This window comes from [Flexibacter] sp. ATCC 35103 (assembly GCF_001975985.1).
In the GTDB taxonomy this organism is placed as follows: domain Bacteria; phylum Bacteroidota; class Bacteroidia; order Flavobacteriales; family Flavobacteriaceae; genus Flavobacterium.
The window spans coordinates 405,616-424,711 of sequence record NZ_MTQF01000003.1 but is presented as its reverse complement, the minus strand read 5'-3'; the positions used below and the strand labels follow the sequence as shown (position 1 = coordinate 424,711).

At 36.6% G+C, this 19,096-nt stretch carries 12 protein-coding genes; 5 read left to right on the top strand and 7 right to left on the bottom strand.

Annotated elements, in window-relative coordinates:
• Positions 1-91: 91 nt before the first annotated feature.
• Both BXU01_RS06105 and BXU01_RS06100 read left to right on the top strand, forming a co-directional pair.
• Entirely contained in the window at positions 92-826 is a 735-nt protein-coding gene (locus BXU01_RS06105; RefSeq protein WP_083692243.1) for a metallophosphoesterase family protein, read from the top strand.
• Between the two features lie 48 nt (positions 827-874).
• Positions 875-1,402, top strand: a complete 528-nt coding sequence (locus BXU01_RS06100; protein ID WP_055094314.1) for a DUF6646 family protein — start codon at positions 875-877, stop codon at positions 1,400-1,402.
• Between the two features lie 76 nt (positions 1,403-1,478).
• On the opposite strand, the gene BXU01_RS06095 is transcribed toward BXU01_RS06100, so the two are convergent.
• The 6 genes from BXU01_RS06095 to BXU01_RS06070 form a co-directional block, all read right to left on the bottom strand.
• Entirely contained in the window at positions 1,479-4,262 is a 2,784-nt protein-coding gene (locus BXU01_RS06095; RefSeq protein WP_083692242.1) for a M4 family metallopeptidase, read from the bottom strand.
• A 369-nt stretch (positions 4,263-4,631) separates the two neighbouring features.
• Positions 4,632-5,285, bottom strand: coding sequence for a 3-oxoacid CoA-transferase subunit B (locus BXU01_RS06090; protein ID WP_083692240.1), 654 nt, complete (start codon positions 5,283-5,285; stop codon positions 4,632-4,634).
• Between the two features lie 99 nt (positions 5,286-5,384).
• Entirely contained in the window at positions 5,385-6,086 is a 702-nt protein-coding gene (locus BXU01_RS06085) for a CoA transferase subunit A (protein WP_083692239.1), read from the bottom strand.
• A 212-nt stretch (positions 6,087-6,298) separates the two neighbouring features.
• Positions 6,299-8,605 (bottom strand): penicillin-binding protein 1A, encoded by a 2,307-nt coding sequence (locus BXU01_RS06080; protein ID WP_083692237.1) that lies wholly within the window; start codon positions 8,603-8,605, stop codon positions 6,299-6,301.
• A gap of 10 nt (positions 8,606-8,615) precedes the next feature.
• Entirely contained in the window at positions 8,616-9,095 is a 480-nt protein-coding gene (locus BXU01_RS06075) for a gliding motility lipoprotein GldH (RefSeq protein ID WP_083692235.1), read from the bottom strand.
• Complete coding sequence (locus BXU01_RS06070; protein WP_083692233.1) at positions 9,079-10,431, bottom strand: regulatory iron-sulfur-containing complex subunit RicT; 1,353 nt, start codon at positions 10,429-10,431, stop codon at positions 9,079-9,081. The genes BXU01_RS06075 and BXU01_RS06070 overlap by 17 nt, the downstream gene beginning before the upstream one ends.
• 377 nt (positions 10,432-10,808) lie before the next feature.
• Between BXU01_RS06070 and BXU01_RS06065 the strand changes: the two genes are divergently transcribed.
• Positions 10,809-16,406, top strand: a complete 5,598-nt coding sequence (locus BXU01_RS06065; RefSeq protein WP_083692231.1) for a T9SS type B sorting domain-containing protein — start codon at positions 10,809-10,811, stop codon at positions 16,404-16,406.
• 33 nt (positions 16,407-16,439) lie between these two features.
• The gene (locus BXU01_RS06060) at positions 16,440-17,411 is read left to right on the top strand and encodes a type IX secretion system membrane protein PorP/SprF (protein ID WP_083692701.1); all 972 of its coding nucleotides are present in this window, start codon (positions 16,440-16,442) and stop codon (positions 17,409-17,411) included.
• Positions 17,412-17,502: 91 nt separating this feature from the next.
• On the opposite strand, the gene BXU01_RS23840 is transcribed toward BXU01_RS06060, so the two are convergent.
• A complete protein-coding gene (locus BXU01_RS23840) occupies positions 17,503-17,781 on the bottom strand; it encodes a hypothetical protein (RefSeq protein WP_083692229.1) in 279 nt (92 codons plus the stop codon).
• A 111-nt stretch (positions 17,782-17,892) separates the two neighbouring features.
• Here BXU01_RS23840 and BXU01_RS06050 point away from each other — a divergent pair, with 111 nt between their 5' ends.
• On the top strand, positions 17,893-19,071 hold the full coding sequence (locus BXU01_RS06050) for an ankyrin repeat domain-containing protein (protein ID WP_083692227.1): 1,179 nt from the start codon (positions 17,893-17,895) through the stop codon (positions 19,069-19,071).
• Positions 19,072-19,096: the final 25 nt, after the last annotated feature.

Genomic DNA, 19,096 nt, shown 5'->3' with positions numbered 1-19,096 from the left:
ATAAATAGTATCAATTTTTAAAGATTAACAACTTAATGATCTCAAACAAATCATTTTCTTTATTTTTGTAAGCTACACGAAATAAATTAAAATGCGAACATTTGTTATAGGCGACATACACGGGGGATTACTCGCACTTGAACAAGTGTTGAAAAAAGCCGATGTAACGACAAAAGACACTCTTATATTTTTAGGCGATTATGTTGACGGATGGAGCCAATCTGCAGAAGTAATCGATTATTTAATTGATTTAAAAAGCAAGCAAAACTGCATTTGCATCAGGGGAAATCATGATCAGCTTGCTTTAGACTGGCTGGAAAACAGACATGAAGATCTTGATGAGGAAATGTGGTACAAACATGGCGGAAAAGCTACTGTTGAAGGATATGCTAAAATCTCACCTGAAAGAAAAAAGGAACATATTGCGTTTTTTGAATCGCTGAAAGATTATTATCTGGATGACGAAAACCGACTTTTTGTTCATGCAGGTTTTACAAACTTAAGCGGCGTAATGTGGGAATATTTTCCAAAACTATTTTATTGGGACAGAACACTTTGGGAAACGGCACTTTCATTAGATCCTAATTTAAAACCTGATGATTTATATTATCCTAAACGTTTTACGATTTATAAAGAAATTTACATTGGCCACACTCCGGTTACCCGAATTGGAAAAACTGTTCCGGTTCAAAAAGCCTGCGTCTGGAATGTAGATACTGGTGCTGCCTTTAGAGGTCCTCTAACAATCATGAACGTCGATACCAAGGAATTCTGGCAAAGTGATCCGTTAAATGAACTGTATTTCAACGAAAAAGGTAGGAATTAATCTATAAAAAACTATTTTTGCATTTTAAAATAATTAATATTTAAGTTTATGAAAAAGGTAATTACACTTTTGTTTTTAGTATCATTTGGATTTACACAAGCACAACAAGCTTTTAAAGGCAAAGGAGATGTTAAGGTTAACGTTGGTGCTAATCTTCAAGATGGTGGTTCAGGAATTCAGGGTTCTGTTGATTTTGGTTTAGGAGAAAATTTCTCTTTTGGTTTTGTTGCTAATTATTTATTAGGTGTAGATAATTTTAATGGTTTCTATCACAATAATCCAACTCCTTACAATGATTACAAACCAGAATTTCAGGATCGTTTTGATGCTAAAGCCAGAATTAATGCTAATTTAAGCAGTGTTATTGGTGTAGAGCAATTAGATGTTTACCCGGGTTTAAGTTTAGGACTGCATAATTTTGGTGGTCATGTAGGTGGTCGTTATTTCTTTACTGACGGATTTGGTGTTTTCACAGAAATTGGTTTTCCAATCGCAAAATATGGTAATAATGATGGTGTATTCGATCATTTAAACAATCAGGCCACTTTTAGTTTAGGAGCTTCATTTAATTTGTAAGCACTTATGATTAATCATAAAAAAGCCTCGCAATTAAAATTGCGAGGCTTTTCATTTTTACTAATTCAAATTGAATTTATTTCTTAGCAAATTTCTTAACGATTCTTTTACTGCCGTTATTTAATTCGATAATATAAACTCCAGTATTTAATTTACTCACATCAATAGGATTTTCGGAAAGTTCTCCAGTACTAATTTGTTGTCCTAAAGTATTTACAATTCTAAAAGTATATCCTGTATTATTCAAAAATGAAACATTTAGCTCATCTGCAACCGGATTTGGATATAATGCAAAACTTGAAGTTTCTGTAGTCTCAACTAATCCTGTTACAATTTCCTCAGTTACAATTGCTCCTGAAGAAGTTATGTTTATAGAGTAATCTTCAACTTGTCCATAAGAAAAAGCCTCGCAAGATGTTGGAATTGCATTGTATTTCATAGAAACTCTAAGTCTTGTTGTGCCAAGAGTTGCTGTAGCAGGAATTGTTATAGTCCCTGTTACCGGACTTGTTGTTGATGCAGCTTTTGTCCAGACTGTTTCTCCAGAATCTGTGAAATCCCCATCTTGATTATAATCTATAAAAACAGCATATCCTTCACTATAAACAGTAGATGTCCAGCTTGGTGTAATTGTAATTGTATAAGCTGTTCCTGTGGTTGCATTGGTAGAAATAGAAGTATAATTTTCATAACCTGTTGTTCCGGTTGATGTATTATTTATTGTTCCAAATACAACTTTACCAATTCTTTCATCTGCAGTACTATTACCCTGAGAAGTACAATATGCTAAACTTGCTGCAGTCGTAGTTACATTTACGGTATTGCTTGAGGCAGAAAGATTTCCTGCAGCATCTTTTGCTTTTACACTAAAAGTATAGGCTGTTAAAGCAGTTAATCCGGTTACGGTATAACTTGTTGTTGTAGACGAACCTTTTAAAGTTGTTCCCTGATAGATGTTATATCCCGTAACTGCCACATTATCTGTAGAAGGTGTCCAGGTTAAATTTGTTGTTGATCCGGTTGTTCCTGAAGCAGCAAGTGAAGCTGGAGTTGTTGGGGCAACTGTATCAGTAGATCCTACGTATGCAGCACCAACACCTACGGCATAAAATGCATTAGTAGTTGCTATAACTTCTGCAGATCCTGAACCATATAAATCTATTGCAGATTGTATACCGGAAGTTCTTGCATTTGCATATGTTGAATTTGCAGTTAAATAAACACTTTCTAAGCGGTAAGCAATTTTTGCTGCTTTGTCGATCGTAATACCTGTTACGTTATAAACGCTTCCAATATCATTAGTTCCTGATTTACCAACAGATAAAATATAAAACCAATGATTTAGAACTCCTGAATTAGTATGAACTCCACATTGATCGTTACTGCTTGTTGGTGTACAATTTACATTTACCCAGTAAGTTCCGCCGTACGTATCCGGTTGTCCTTCAGAATTTGGATCACTCATAGAACGCAAAGCAAGATGGCCGCTTCTTCTTTCAATATCTTCACCAACTAACCAGGTCGATTTTGTTGGTGCAGCACGATATTCAATACAAGCTCCCCATATATCAGAGAAAGCTTCATTCATCGCTCCTGATTCTTTTTGATACGCTAAATTAGCGGTATAAGTACAAACAGCATGACCAATTTCGTGTCCCGCCACGTCCATTGCTGTTAAGATGTCAAACCCACCAGTTCCGGTACCGTCACCGTATGTCATAACACTACCATTCCAGAATGCATTATTATTATTTGGATATCCGGCGGCTACCAGATTATAATGAACATAGCTTTTAATTTTTGCTCCTGCATTGTCAAAACTATTTCTCCCATGCACGGCAGACCAGTAATCATAAGTCATTTCAGCACCCCAATGTGCATCTAATGCTCCATTGTCTTTGTTTGTGTTATTATATTCGGCTGCTGTCCAGTTATTATCAGCATCTGTAAAATTTGTTGTTGGATAAGTTGCCGTTCTCGCAGAGTTATAAGTCTGAACTCCGTTACCACGAGTTACATCAGATAAAATATATGATGAACCGCTTAAACTTGTCTGAATGGTTTGCGTTCCGCTATAACGTGTCGCAGCATTTGCAGCAACAAATGCAATGTTTGGGTTTGTAGTCTTGTTTTGTTCTTTGGCTGCAGCCGAAATTAATCTGCCATGGCTATTTTCTCCAAGATGTTTTATAGTAGCATTGTAATACAAAGCTGCTCCGGTCTGAGCATCAATATAAAGATCACCACGACTTAACGGATTTGTAGCATAAATATCAAATTTATAGGCCAATCGCACTTTATCGCTTTTTCTCGCTTCTCCTTGTTCTTCCATCGCCGGAAGTAAAACCAGTTCTCCTTTTGGTTTCTCATAATTCATTGCAGCGGCATCTTCCGGTTTTTCCCATAAATATTCTTTTGCTCCGGTGTAAACAATTGCTTTAGCAAAAGCAGCCTGACTAGATAGTTTAGGAGTTGTTTTAACATTTTCAAGAGCATAAAACTCTCCATTCATCGATGTCAATTTTCCGTTTTTTGAATGCAGGGTATAATTGGCAAATTCAACCTTAACACCTTGTTCATACAACTGAAATTTTTCGTGTGTAAAACCTTCTTTATCAGATTCTATTTTTACTTTCGAAAAAGACTGATTGTCTTTTAAACCTAATTGCTCTTTAAAGACAGTATTATAATCTGTTCCTTTGTAGGTAGATTTTTCACTAAAAGTGATTAAACTTGGTTGTCCGTTTTCTGAAACATTTTTCTGACTTATCCGTTTATCTGTAGTTTGGGCAAAACCTGCTACAGAAAATGTAAGAATAATAACGGTTGATGTCATAATTTTTGGTAATTTTCTTTCCATAATAAATTATTTTTGAGTTTGGTTAAAGGATTACAAATAAAATATTTAATGTAAGTAAATACTTTATTTTGAGATAAAAGTATTTTATTTATGTCAGATTATCGATAAAATTTGCCGTTAATCGATAAAATACAACATTTTTTATGTTAAATTCACTTTTATTTAACAAACTCTAAATAATTCACAAAAAAACAAGCCTAAAAATAATTATATCACTGTTTTATAGCAAGTTAAAGGCATAAAAACAGCTGACATCCTAATTTTACTGGAAAAAACAAAAAAAAACAATTCTTAAATTATTCTTACAAAAAAGGCTGACCTATTAAAGGTCAGCCTAAATTTGTTTTTAAACGAAAAGTAAGATTTCTATCAAATATCCATTTCCGGAATATCTCCTTCAATAATCAACTCAGCGTCTGTTGAGGCAATGATGTGCTCGACAGAAACACCAGGCGCACGTTCTAAGAGCTTAAAACCCTTTTTAGTCACTTCGAGTACTGCAAGTTCAGTTACGATCTTTTTTACACATCCTACGCCGGTTAAAGGCAGAGTGCATTTCTTTAATATTTTAGATTCACCGGCTTTATTAACGTGCATCATAGCAACGATTATATTTTCTGCAGAAGCAACTAAATCCATAGCTCCTCCCATTCCCTTCACCATTTTACCCGGAATCTTCCAATTGGCAATATCTCCGTTTTCGGAAACCTCCATAGCACCCAAAATAGTTAAATCTACTTTTTGACTTCTAATCATTCCAAAACTAAAAGCCGAATCAAAGAAACTCGCTCCGGGAAGTGTCGTAATAGTTTGCTTTCCGGCATTGATAATATCAGCATCTTCTTCTCCTGCAAAAGGAAAAGGCCCCATTCCTAAAACTCCATTTTCGCTTTGAAATTCAACAGCAATATCTTCCCTGACATAATTTGCAACCAAAGTAGGAATGCCAATGCCAAGATTAACAAAATATCGGTCTTTTACTTCTTTCGCAATTCTTTTTGCAATATCTTCTTTTGTTAACATATTTTCTAATGTGTTAATTTTTATATGTGTCAATTAGTCAATTTGATAATTAGATAATTTAAAATATCCTGTAAAGAATTATCCAATTATCTCAATTATCTAATTCCTTTGTCTAACTGTTCGTTGTTCAATTCTCTTTTCAAACTTTTCTCCCTGAAAAATGCGTTGCACCATAATTCCTGGAATATGAATTTGATTGGGATCTAAAGTTCCAACAGGAACTAATTCTTCAACTTCAGCAATGGTTATTTTTGCAGCTCCCGCCATACAGGCATTAAAATTTCTGGCTGTTCCCTTAAAAATCAAATTTCCGGCTTCATCACCTTTCCAGGCTTTTACAATTGCAAAATCAGCTTTGAAGGCTTCTTCCATAATATGCATTTTTCCGTTGAATTCCCGAACTTCTTTTCCTTCTGCGACTTCGGTTCCGTAACCTGCGGGTGTAAAAAAAGCTGGAATTCCGGCTTGTGCTGATCTACAACGCTCTGCTAAGGTTCCTTGTGGGGTTAATTCAACTTCCAGTTCTCCTGAAAGCATCTGACGTTCGAATTCAGCGTTTTCACCAACATAAGATGAAATCATTTTTTTGATCTGTTTCTTCTGCAAAAGCAATCCTAAACCAAAATCATCAACTCCTGCATTATTCGAAATACAAGTTAAATCAGAAATTGGCGTGTTAACCAGTGCAGCGATAGTATTCTCAGGAATTCCGCACAATCCAAAACCACCAAACATAATAGTCATTCCGCCTTCTATGCCTTTTATGGCTTCCTGAACGTTATTTACTTTTTTTGTAATCATAACAAATAGTCTTTATTACCGTATATTTTTGATAAAAATAAGATTTTTAGATTGAATTATAACGATTTCGTAAAAAAAATAAAATTGTAATTTTAATCTATTTTTTTGCAAACAATCTACGCTATAATATAAAAATCCATACAAAAAATCCTCTTGTTCCTTCTTAAATTAGAAGTATACAAGAGGATTATATATTAAAAATTGAATTTAAATTATAATTCGAATTCGTCAGTATTTTGTTCTGTTGCTGTTGTATCTTTTACAACTGCAGGTCTGCTATAACAATCTACTTTAATAGAAAGATTTGCTGGTCGCTCGAACTCTGATTTAGAAACCTGAAGTCCCGGATCTGCATAACAAAGTTTCATGAAATAACCCCAAATTGGCAATGCAGCTGTAGCTCCTTGTCCGTAAGTTAAACTTTTAAAACGAGCTGAACGATCCTCGCAACCTACCCAAACTCCTGTTACTAAGTTAGGAACCATTCCCATAAACCAACCATCAGACTGATTTTGTGTTGTTCCGGTTTTACCCGCAATAGGATTTTTGAACATATATGGATATCCTGTCCAGCGATTATCTCCACTTCCACCACCTTGCGTACGTAAACGTGCCCCAGAACCAGTTTCTGTAACCCCTTCCAACAATTTAATTACTGCAAAGGCAATATCTTTATTTAAAACATCATGAGATTCTGGAATTGGCTCGTAAATAACTTCTCCACTCTTGTTCTCGATACGGCTTAAAAACTGTGGCTTAACATAAACTCCCTGATTGGCAAATGTACTATACGCAGCAACCATATCTTCAACAGTAATATCTACAGCTCCTAATGCAATAGAAGGCTGTGCAGGAATTTCAGTTTTGACACCTAATTTATGCGTTAGCTCTACAACAGCTTCCGGACCTGTTCTGTCAATCAATTTAGCAGAAACTGTATTAATAGAATTCGCAAGACCTTGTTTTAAGGTTACCATGCCTCGGTATCTATTATCAGAGTTTTTTGGTTGCCAATCAGCAGTGACATTGTGACGCCCTTTATGAATCATAAATGGTCCATCTAAAATTGAATCACAAGGAGACATATTTAACTGTTCAATTGCTGTGGCATATAAAAATGGTTTAAACGTAGAACCTACTTGTCTTGCTCCTTGTCCAACGTGATCATATTGGAAATATTTATAATTGATTCCTCCAACCCATGCCTTAATATTTCCGGTTTGTGGCTCCATGGCCATTAAACCAGATTGCAGGAAGTGTTTGAAATAACGAATAGAATCCATTGGAGTCATTGTAGTATCACGTTCACCTTTCCAGGTAAATATGCGCATTTTTGTTTTTACTTTGAAAGAAGCAATAATTTCATCTTCGCTTTTATCCTGATCTTTCATGATTGCCCAACGTGTAGAATTTTTCATCGCCTGCATCATAAGGCGCTCCGTTTCTGCCTGAGTAATATTTACAAAAGGTGCATTTTTATTGGTTTTCTGCTCAATGAAAAATTGCTGTTGCAGGTTTTTCATATGCTCAGAAACTGCTTCTTCTGCATGCAATTGCATTCTTGAATCGATAGTAGTGTAAATTTTCAGACCATCTTTGTAGATATCATAATCAGATCCATCCGGTTTTTTATTTTCTGCAACCCATTTTTTCATGTAATCACGAAGGTATTCCCTGAAATAAGTAGCAGTTCCTTCACGATGACTTTCTAACTTGAATTTTAAAGAAATCGGTAAAGCTTGTAATCTCAATTTTTCAGCGTCAGTAATCATTTTTGCTTTTTCCATTTGAGAAAGCACAACATTACGACGGTTTTTAACTCCTTCAGGATTACGAACCGGATTGTATAATCCTGAGTTTTTGAACATTCCTACTAAAATAGCAGATTCATCCATTGTTAAGTCCTTTGGATCTTTAGAGAAATACGTTTGTGCAGCAGAACTAACTCCTACAGAATAATTTCCAAAATCATATACGTTGCAATACATCGCCAAAATTTCGTTTTTGGTATATTGTCTTTCCAGACGAATGGCGATAATCCATTCCTTTATTTTTTGTACAATCCTAAACGGAAGAAACTTAGATCCTTCTCCGTGAAATAATTGTTTGGCTAATTGCTGTGTTAATGTACTTGCACCACCATTAGTTCCTAGACTAAAAACGGCTCTTAAAGTACCGCGTCCGTCAATTCCTGAATGCTCATAAAAACGGGCATCTTCGGTGGCAACCAACGCTTCAACTAAACTTTTTGGTAAATCTGAGTATTTAAGTTGAGATCTGTTGGTTTTAAAATACTTACCAATTACTACTCCATCAGACGAAATAATTTCTGTGGCCAGGTTAGAATCCGGGTTCTCTAAATCTTCAAAAGAAGGCATTGAACCGAATAATCCCCATGAGGCAAATAAAAAGAAAGCTAAAACACCTAATAAGGTATAAGCAAAAAATCTCCAAAATTTCTTTTTATAGTAGTTAATATCCTTATTACTATTAGGTTGATTGTTTTTTTTGGTGGCCATAACTATTTTTCTAATCTTTTTGTTCTATTCTAAAACCTACGTCTGTAATTCCTTCTAAAGCCTGAACACCAGGGATTTTACCTGATTCTCTAACAGCTTGTTTAATGTGTACTTTATATTTCCCTTTAAATTTTACATCTTCTTTATAATAAAGCTTACTTTCTTTTATATCTGTAAAACCGTTCCCAAGCAGGGTTCCGTCAGGTTTTGCCATTTCATATTCTAAAGTATCTACTTTTGTAAAACCACTTGGTGTTTCAATAGCTACAATCAAAAATAAATTCTTGAATGGATAGTTGTTGTTATCCCTCAAATTTATAAATAAATTGTATTTCTTGGTCGAATCTAAAACTGGCAGATCAAAGGTTACAATACTGTCTTTGTTCCAGGCACTTCCAACAGATTTATACTCATCAAATACTCTTTTTTTATCACAAGAAAAAAGAAGTATTGCTACCAATAGAAGAATCACGCTATTTTTTATTCTCATTTTTAGTAATAATTATAGGTTTTCTAGGTTCAGACGGCTTATTATCATTTGACTGATTCGATTTATTCGACTGATTTGATTTGTTATTATTTGGTTTATTTCCCTTGTTTGGATTATTCCCTTTATTTTGATTTCCACCGGCAGGTTTATTTTGAGTTGGAGCAGCCTGCGGTTTGTTTGGAGTTCCCACAATCGCAGCTTCGGCATTTGGTTTGCGTTTGCGACTTGGTTTTTTCTTCCTTTTTGGCTGATCAAAACGAGTTAAACTCTCTTGCCCCATTGCATTATTAAAGTCTTTTTCAGGTTCTGAAACCACTTCGATAGCAAAATCTTCTAATGAAGAAACTTTATTTTTCTGTTTGTTTTCAGCAATAATTTCTTTAACCTGATCGATTTTCAAAACATGCCAGTTTGCAAAGTTATTGGTATAAGCAAACCACATCAACCCTTTAAAAATATCTTGTTTCTGACAGATTGCATCTCCTTTTTCAGTCACTAACTTAGTGTCATAATCCGGAAAATCTTTCAAAGCATCCATATAAGTATCAAGCTCATAATTTAAGCAGCACTTTAATTTTCCGCATTGTCCGGCCAGTTTTTGAGGATTCAGCGAAAGCTGTTGGTAACGCGCTGCAGATGTATTTACACTTCTAAAATCTGTTAGCCAGGTCGAGCAGCAAAGTTCTCTTCCGCAAGAACCAATTCCGCCTAAACGAGCCGCTTCCTGACGAAAACCTACTTGTTTCATTTCGACTCTTGTACTGAATTCTTTTGCAAAATCCTTTATCAAAAGTCTAAAATCGACTCTGTCATTTGCAGTGTAATAGAATGTGGCCTTAGATCCATCACCTTGAAATTCAATATCTGAGATTTTCATTTCAAGTTTATGCTGAATTGCTAATTCACGTGCCCTAACTTTCATTGGTTCTTCACGATCACGTGCAACAGACCAGATATCAATATCTTTTTGAGATGCTTTGCGATAAATTTTTGGCACTTCATTACTTTCGTGATTAACACCTTTTTTCTTCATTTGAATTTTTACCAATTCGCCTGTCAAAGTAACAATCCCAATATCATGTCCCGGTGATGCAACAGTTGCTACAATATCACCAATGCTTAAAGTTAATTTTTCTGAATTTCTAAAAAATTCCTTACGTCCGTTTTTAAAACGAACTTCAACACAGTCAAAAATTGCTTCTCCATTAGACGGGCTCATGTTAGCGAGCCAGTCGAAAACCGTCAATTTATTGCAGCTATCGGTGCCGCAAGTCCCATTATTTTTACAACCTTTTGGTGCGCCACCATCTGAGGTTGAACAACTTGTACATGCCATAATTATATATGTAGTGTTGCAAAAAAAGCAACTTAAGTTCATAAACGTTTGAACGGTAAAGATAGTATTTTTTTTAGTTTGCTTTTTACGGATTATTCTTTAGGCATGTTAAAGCGGTAAATCACTCATTCTTAACGAAAAAGAAAATTAAAACACTTTTTAATTAACCCTATTCTGTTATTCTTTTGTCTTTTACCATTAATCCAATGGGGTTAAATAGAGGAATTTTGCCAATTCATTTTTTAAAAACCAAAGCATCAAATCATATTAAAATTATCTGCCTTAAATACTTTGATTATCTTTATTTTCTTAAATAAAATGAGACATAGGTGTTTTGAGATTTTTAAAGCATATTCATACTATAGCTCATTATCAACATGAAAAAAATAACCTCTTTTTTTTTTTTAATTATACTGTTAATATGCATTTCTACAATTGCATCTGCACAGTCATTTACATGTCCTTCAATAAATTTACAGCCAATTGATCCTATTATAGGTCAATGCTTACCGATCCCTGTAAAAGCCCAATTATCTGAAGGAAACTTCAAAATTTTAGATATAAAATGGACTTTACCACTATCACCTCATTCTTCATTAAGCAATACAACTTCCTTAACAGCTAATTTAATAGGTATTTCAGAAGGTTACGATGAATACAAATTAGTTTTAAAAACTATTAGTAATCAAAATTTAATCATAAATGGAGATTTTGAACTAGGCTATAGTAATTTTACCAGTAATTATAGCTATAAAAGTGGCATAGGAGGAAATGTGCTATATGATGCAGGAACCTTTACAGTTGCTAACAACCCAAATTCAGTTCATCACGCTTTTCCAAATATGGGAGATCATACAAGCGGCGCAGGGAAAATGCTGATTGTAAATGGTGCAGAAGAAGCAAATGTAAAAGTCTGGTCCCAAACTATACAAGGAGTAAAACCTCATACTAAATATGCTTTTTCAGCATTTTTAGCTTCTTGCAGCCCTGATAACCTTCCAATCCTAAGTTTTTCAATAAATGGAAGACAAGAAGGTTCTTCTCTAACTGGTGGAATTGTTGGACGTTGGAATCAATTTTATACAGAATGGGATAGTGGCGAATTAAGCGGAAACATAACATTAGACATTATAAATCAACAACTTGGAAACGGTGGAAACGATTTTGCCTTGGATGATTTATCTTTTGCAGAATTATGTGAAACAACTTCTACACTAAAAGTAACAATAGAAGGATTGCCAACACTTACTATCAATACACCTGATGCAATATGTTCACTTGGTACAGCTGATTTAACTGCACCAACCATCTCAACAAAGGGAAACTCAACAGATATACTAACCTATTACAGTGATGCAGCAGCTACTTCACTTTTAGTAAACCCAACAAGGGTAATTGCAGGAACCTATTATATTAAGAGTACTACTTTACAAGGTTGCTCTATAATAAAACCTGTAACGGTTAACATCACACCGAAACCGCTACCAATAACCGCAACAGAAAACATCAACTTTGGAACATCGTATTTCTGGCAAGTAAACGGACAAACCTATACTAAAACAGGTATTTACAGTAAAACAAATGATGTCTGTACAGCTGATCAAATATTAGAATTAATTGTAAATGCAGCACCTTTAGTTTGTAACGGAGAGTTGCAAGTAATACTAGATGATAATTTTGGAACAGGAACTTCCGACAGAGGACCAAAACCTCTTGATTTTACGACTACATATAATTATACCGCTTCCGGGGGCATAGGTCAGAATGGATATAGTGTAATGAAAAATGCCAAACAGGGCAACAATGCATGGTCAGCGGGTGGGGATCATACTAGTGGCAAAAATGGAAATGGTTATATGCTGATATTTGATGCGAACACTACTTTAGGAAGCATTTTTTATGAAAAAAAATATTCAGGTCTTTGTTCGGGTAGTTTATGTACATTCTCTATTTATGCAGCAAATCTTGTACCGTCATCTTATGCAAACTTTACTGTCAAACCAATGGTCAAAATTGATTTAATAAATCCATTAACTGGTGTAATTTTAAAATCGATGCTTTCTAGTGAGTTACAATTAAGTACGGATGATGAACTTCTTTGGAAAGAATTATCCTTATCATTTAATATCCCCGCAGGATTAGACACAATAATAGTTAGGGTAAGTAATGGTCAGGCAGATACTAATGGTAATGGCAATGATGTAGCATTTGATGATGTATCGTTTAGCATTTGTGTACCAGCAGTAACTATTTCTCTCTCTGATGAAAAAATATGCGTGGGAACCAGTGCTGTTTTATTAGCTACTCTTAACAATCCAACATCCATAACTTATGCGTATCAATGGCAAAATTTTGACGGCACAAATTGGGTTGATATTATTGGAGCCACCTCAAACCAATACACAACTCCATCATTATTTAACAATACAAAATATAGAATTCGATACGCACAGGCGGGCATCGATATTGATAATAATAATAACTTGAATTGTTCTGGAAGCAAGGAAACAACAATACAAATTACTCAACATGCGAAAGCCGATGATATACAAGTAGAGTCAATATATGATATCTGTGAAGGTTCTGAAACGACAATAACCCCCTCATCAAATGCAGGAACAAATTTTTATTGGTATGATGGTCCTACAAGCGAAGCGATACTTTTAAGTAGTTCCTCATCTTATTCAACCGGAATACTTGATAATTCAAAAACATATTATATTGCCGTAAGTGGAGACGATTATTGCGAAAACAAACCTGAAGACAGAAAAGCTGTCACAGCTAATTTAATATTAAAACCAACTCCGGTAACAACAATAATAGATATTTGCTTTGAAGCCTCATATTCCTGGCCCGTAAATGGAGAAACCTATAACGCCTCAGGAGCGTATGTAAAAATTAATGATGGCTGCACAGCAAATGAGATATTGAATTTAACCGTGGGAACCGAACTTACTACTTCATTTACGCAAACGAACGTAAAGTGCAAGGGTAATTCAGATGGTTCAGTTGTGATTACTGCTTCCGGAGGAAAGGAACCTTATAGTATTCCATCAACAACGGGACTAAACTCAGGCACGCATACTTTTACCATCACAGATGACAATGGCTGTACAATAGAAGTTGAAGTCAATATAACAGAACCGGAAACTCTTAGCGCCGTATTTACACAAACCAATGTATCCTGTAATGGGCTTTCAGACGGATCAGTAGAAATTAATGCTTCTGGAGGAACGGAGCCTTATGGTATTCCCCAAACAACAGGATTAAATGCAGGCACGCATATTTTTACCATAACAGATGCCAAGGGATGTACAACTGACGTGGAAGTAAACATTACAGAACCGGAAACCCTTAGCGCTGTATTTACACAAACCAATGTATCCTGTAATGGGCTTTCAGACGGATCAGTAAAAATTACTGCCTCCGGGGGAACAGAGCCTTATGATATTCCTTCAACAACGGGATTGAATGCAGGCAATTATACTTTTACGGTAACTGACAGCAATAATTGTAAAACAGAAGTTTCAGTAATCATTACAGAACCCCAAGTACTTAGCACCGTATTTACACAAATCAATGTATCGTGCAATGGGCTTTCAGACGGATCAGTAAAAATCAATGCGTCCGGGGGAACAGCGCCTTATAACATTCCTTCAACAACTGGACTAAATGCAGGCAGGCATACTTTTACCATAACAGATGCCAATGGCTGTACAACAGATGTTGACGTAATTATTACAGAACCTCTTCTCCTTACTGCAGTTTCAGGCAAGCAGGTCAATGTATCCTGTAATGGGCTTTCAGACGGATCAGTAGTCATTACTGCTTTGGGAGGAACGGCTCCTTATACGATTCCATCAACAACCGGATTAAATGCAGGCAGGCATATCTTTACTATAACAGATACCAAGGGCTGTACAACAGATGTTCAAGTCAATATCACCCAGCCTGCTGTGCTTACAGCGGTCTCAGGCAAACAGGTCAATGTATCCTGCAATGGCCTCTCAGACGGATCAGTTGTGATTACTCCTTCCGGAGGAACAGCTCCGTATGCAATCCCTTCTACAACGGGACTAAACGCAGGCAGCCATACCTTTACCATAACGGATGCCAATGGCTGTACAACAGATCTTCAAGTCAATATCACCCAGCCTGCCGTGCTTACGGCCGTATCCGCCAAACAGGTCGATGTAAAATGCAAGGGCGATGCAACCGGATCTGTCCTGATTACCCCTTCGGGAGGAACAGGCCCTTATATCATCACCCCGCCACAAACCGGTTTAACGGCAGGAGCTTATATTTTTAATGTCATCGATACCCAGAAGTGTTCAACAGAAGTGCGTGTAACCATTACAGAACCAGCTATGGCCCTAAAGGCAGTAATTCAAAGCCAGGCAGATGTAACATGCAAAGGCGGTGCGGACGGATCTGTTCTCATCACTCCAAGCGGGGGAACCGCTCCTTACGACATTACCCCCTCACAAATTGGCCTGGCAGCAGGGACCCACACTTTTACCCTAACCGATTATAACAATTGCAAGACAACAATCAAAGCCACAATTGCCGAGCCGGCTATGGTCCTGGCAGCAACTCTCAAAAGCCAGGTAAATGTAAAATGCAAAGGCGATGCAACAGGATCTGTTCTCATCACTCCAAGTGGAGGAACTGCGCCCTATAAAATTACACCGCAGCAGACCGGCCTGAGCGCTGGGGTCCATACTTTTACCATAACGGATTATAATAATTGCCAGACAATAATAAAAGCCACTATTACCGAACCCGCTATAGCACTTACTGCCAGCATTAAAACACAGTTCAATGTAGAATGCAAAGGAGAAGCAGGCGGATCCGTGCTTATTATCCCATCGGGAGGAACAGGTCCTTATCTCATTACACCACCGCAAACTGGACTGATGGCAGGGGATTATACCTTCACCGTAACGGACGGCAATAAATGCACAACCTCCGTTCAGGTGACCATTACAGAACCTTTACTCCTGCAGGCCAAAGTGCTGGAGCCTCTGCTTCCCGAATTCTGTCAAGGGGATAAGGACGGTGCCTTTAGTATCGAAATCTCGGGAGGAACCATCCCCTACACCTATAGCCTGGACAGCAAAAAAGGACCCTTTGTAAAAGCCGGTCCACAGCAAAACATAATCGATCTTACCGGGCTTTCGGCAGGCAGCCATATGGTTTATATCACAGATGCATTGGGCTGTACAGCCCAGGTTTCGGCAATCCTTCCCGATGCAGTCAAACTAAATCCCATTGTGGAGATCAGCACAGAATGTGTCCAGAATGCCACTGCCAACAGGGTCAGTGTAAAAGTGGATCCCTCTATTGACAATCCTGCCGATGTGGATTATTCCCTGGACGGGGGAACCTACCAGTCGGGCAATGTTTTTACAAACCTTACCCCGGGCAAGCACACCATAACGGCCAGACATTCAAACGGCTGTACCAGGACTGCAAAGGAGTTTACCATACAGTACATCGCTCCTCTGGAAGTGAGCATTGAAGATGGGGAATTAAACCAGATCCTGGCCACGCCAAATGGCGGTCAGGGACCCTACAGGTATTCCTTTGAAGCAGAACCTTACACCACCGAAAACAAGTTTACCATATACAAATCAGGCGTATACCAGGTCGGCATAACAGATAAAAACGGATGCACCGCTACCGTTTCAAGGTATTTTCAGTACATCGATCTGTGTATCCCAAACCACTTTACCCCAAACGGGGATGGCATCAATGACCAGTGGGGACCCGGATGCAGTACAAGTTACAAGAACCTCACCTTTGCCATCTTTGACAGGCATGGACGTATCATCGGAAACTTTAAGTACGGTCAGAAATGGGACGGAAAATACAACGGAAACGAATTGTCATCCGGGGATTACTGGTATGTATTCAAACTAAACGACAACAAGGACAACAGGGAATTTGTTGGACATTTTACCCTTTACAGATAACCAAAAATAATGGTGTCTAAAAATTATAAGACAATGAAAAAATTTATCATATCTATTGTAATGATGGCCGTAACCTCAGGGTACAGCCAGGAATTGAACCTGCCGGTCTTTACACAATACCTCGCTGACAATCCCTTTGTGGTATCCCCAACATTTGCCGGTATTGGCGACAACTTAAGGATACGCGCCAACGGGCTCACACAATGGGTAGGCATTAAGGATGCGCCGGACAACCAGTCCATATATGCCGATTTCAGGGTTTTGGACCGATCAGGGGTAGGAATATCCCTGTACAACGACTCCAACGGATATACCAAACAAATGGGGGCAAAAATATCTTTTGCACACCACCTGATTTTGGATTACTATTCCAAACAATACCTCTCCCTTGGGATTTCCTATAACTTTAATAATTTCAAAATCGATACCGGACAGTTCAGGCCTACCTATGAATTCCCGGTTTCCGATCCCGGAATTACCGATAACCGCTACCTGGCAAACAGCAACTTTGACATAGGCGCATTATACAGAAACAAAGGGTATTTCCTGAGCTTTAATATCAGCAATATACTCGAGAAAAAAATAGACCAGTTTACCGGTATAGAACCCGGTTTGCTTCGAAATTACCAAGTCTATACCGGGTTTACCTTTAAAGGGGCCAGCAACAGGGTAGAATTTGAACCATCACTGTATTACCAAATGTTTGCCAGTGACAAGCGTTCCAGTACCGACATAAATTTTAAATACCGACAATACAACCGCTACGAAGATTATTTCTGGATTGGCGTGTCCTACCGTTTCCTGAACGATCAGCCACTAGAACCCCTGATGATCGGGCCAATGGCGGGCTTTAAAAAAAATGAATTCTATTTTGGATATTCCTACCAGGCATCACTCAACCAGCTCGGAGCCTACAACTCCGGGACACATGTGGTAACCATTGGCATTGATTTCCTTAGGGGAATCAGCAACTGTTCCTGTACACAAAGTCCTGTACATTATTAAAATTCATTTATTAATCCCAAAACATATTTAAATACAAGAAAGCCCATTCTAGATTATAGAATGGGCTTTGTCTTTTTAAGAAGACTTTTTTCTAAGTTTCTTTAATTGTAATAATCTTGAATGGAGAAGCTTTCGCTGCCAATTCAAAAATTTCTACAATAATATGATTAGGACATTTTAAAGTAAAAAAAACTTTTGCCTCTTTTGAATGAAGTAAAACTAATTTCCCTTTTTTTGACGTTTGGAACTTCGCGATACGTTTTGATATTCGTTGTGCACAACCGCGGCTTTCAATCTTTAAAACCTGAATTCCGGAATCTATTACTTGATCTAAAAAATCTAATGTATATAAATCTTTTTTAATTTTCATCTTGAAATATATTTCTCAATTTTATGTTTTATCTTACAACATAGTTTGTGAAGTCAATTATTATTAATCTTGACTTCGCTAAACATAATTTTTCATTTAATACCACTTCAAATGCAAACACAAAACCAAATTGAAAATTTCCTTTTCCAGGGAAAATTTGACGAGGCCAGAGAATGCCTAAACAATGGCGAAACTTTTAACGATCAATATCTTAAAAACAATTTTTCTCAAATCACAGCCAAAATTATTACAGCCAAAGAAATTGATTTCATTGAAAAATTAATTAAAGCCGGTTTTATTGAAACTGATATCTATGAATTGGATAGTTTTGACAAATCGATTTTTAATTCTTTAACCGGAGTAAAAGATGACGATGAATCGATTGCTTTTTTCAAAGAATTGATGTCAAAAATGGAAAACATTAATGATGAAATAAGCGATAAAACGTTACTTGGTTATTTTCTTGAAAAAAATGCATCTCCAAAAATCATTAAAACTCTGATTGATGATTTTGGGGCGAATGTTCAATATAAAAATAATGCAGGAGAAAATTTTATCTATACTATTTTGAACACTTATGGTCTTGAAACAGATAAAGTAAAAGAATACATAGCCATTCTTTTAGATAATGGTCTCGACATTAACGAAAAAAACATCGTTGGTACAACTCCGTTAATCTGTGCTATTAAAAGAAGCAAGAAAGATTTTGTTCCTTTCCTACTTGAAAATGATGCGGATGCAAACGAAACAGACAACCTCAACAATAACGCTTTTTATTATGCTGTTGCTGAACAGTTTTCTTTTGATATGTATGATGCGTTAGCAACAGTTTCTTCACCTGATTTTAATATTGTAAACAAAGACGGTCGCACTTTATTGACTCATTTCATCAGTTCTGTTTCGGGCTCGCCAAGCGATATTACCTTTTTAGAAAGATTGCTATCAGATGGTGCCGATGTAAATTTCTGCGCTCAATATTATGGTCAGCCAAAATCGGGGATTGATTTTATTGTGGAAAAGAAATCAGACATTTTAAAATCGGTTTTAGAAAATGTTTCTTTAGATGTGAATGAACAAGACAATCAGGGAAACACAATTTTGCATAAAGTTTGCGCGTATAATGTCAATTATGATGCAGAAATGGCAAAAGAAACCTATCGAAAAGTGAAACTGCTCTTAGATCAGGGAGTAGATATTTCGATTACCAATGATAAAGATGAAACCGCTTTAATGCTTGCATCCGGAGATAATCTAAAAATTAAAACGGTCGAACTTTTAATGAAATCGTAAACTGAATTATACAAAATACCACTTA

Coding starts and splice junctions, on each gene's coding strand:
- BXU01_RS06085 (WP_083692239.1), bottom strand. CDS start 6,086: ATGATTACAAAAAAAGTAAATAACGTTCAGGAAGCCATAAAAGGCATA.
- BXU01_RS06100 (WP_055094314.1), top strand. CDS start 875: ATGAAAAAGGTAATTACACTTTTGTTTTTAGTATCATTTGGATTTACA.
- BXU01_RS06050 (WP_083692227.1), top strand. CDS start 17,893: ATGCAAACACAAAACCAAATTGAAAATTTCCTTTTCCAGGGAAAATTT.
- BXU01_RS06065 (WP_083692231.1), top strand. CDS start 10,809: ATGAAAAAAATAACCTCTTTTTTTTTTTTAATTATACTGTTAATATGC.
- BXU01_RS06095 (WP_083692242.1), bottom strand. CDS start 4,262: ATGGAAAGAAAATTACCAAAAATTATGACATCAACCGTTATTATTCTT.
- BXU01_RS06105 (WP_083692243.1), top strand. CDS start 92: ATGCGAACATTTGTTATAGGCGACATACACGGGGGATTACTCGCACTT.
- BXU01_RS06070 (WP_083692233.1), bottom strand. CDS start 10,431: ATGGCATGTACAAGTTGTTCAACCTCAGATGGTGGCGCACCAAAAGGT.
- BXU01_RS06075 (WP_083692235.1), bottom strand. CDS start 9,095: ATGAGAATAAAAAATAGCGTGATTCTTCTATTGGTAGCAATACTTCTT.
- BXU01_RS06090 (WP_083692240.1), bottom strand. CDS start 5,285: ATGTTAACAAAAGAAGATATTGCAAAAAGAATTGCGAAAGAAGTAAAA.
- BXU01_RS23840 (WP_083692229.1), bottom strand. CDS start 17,781: ATGAAAATTAAAAAAGATTTATATACATTAGATTTTTTAGATCAAGTA.
- BXU01_RS06060 (WP_083692701.1), top strand. CDS start 16,440: ATGAAAAAATTTATCATATCTATTGTAATGATGGCCGTAACCTCAGGG.
- BXU01_RS06080 (WP_083692237.1), bottom strand. CDS start 8,605: ATGGCCACCAAAAAAAACAATCAACCTAATAGTAATAAGGATATTAAC.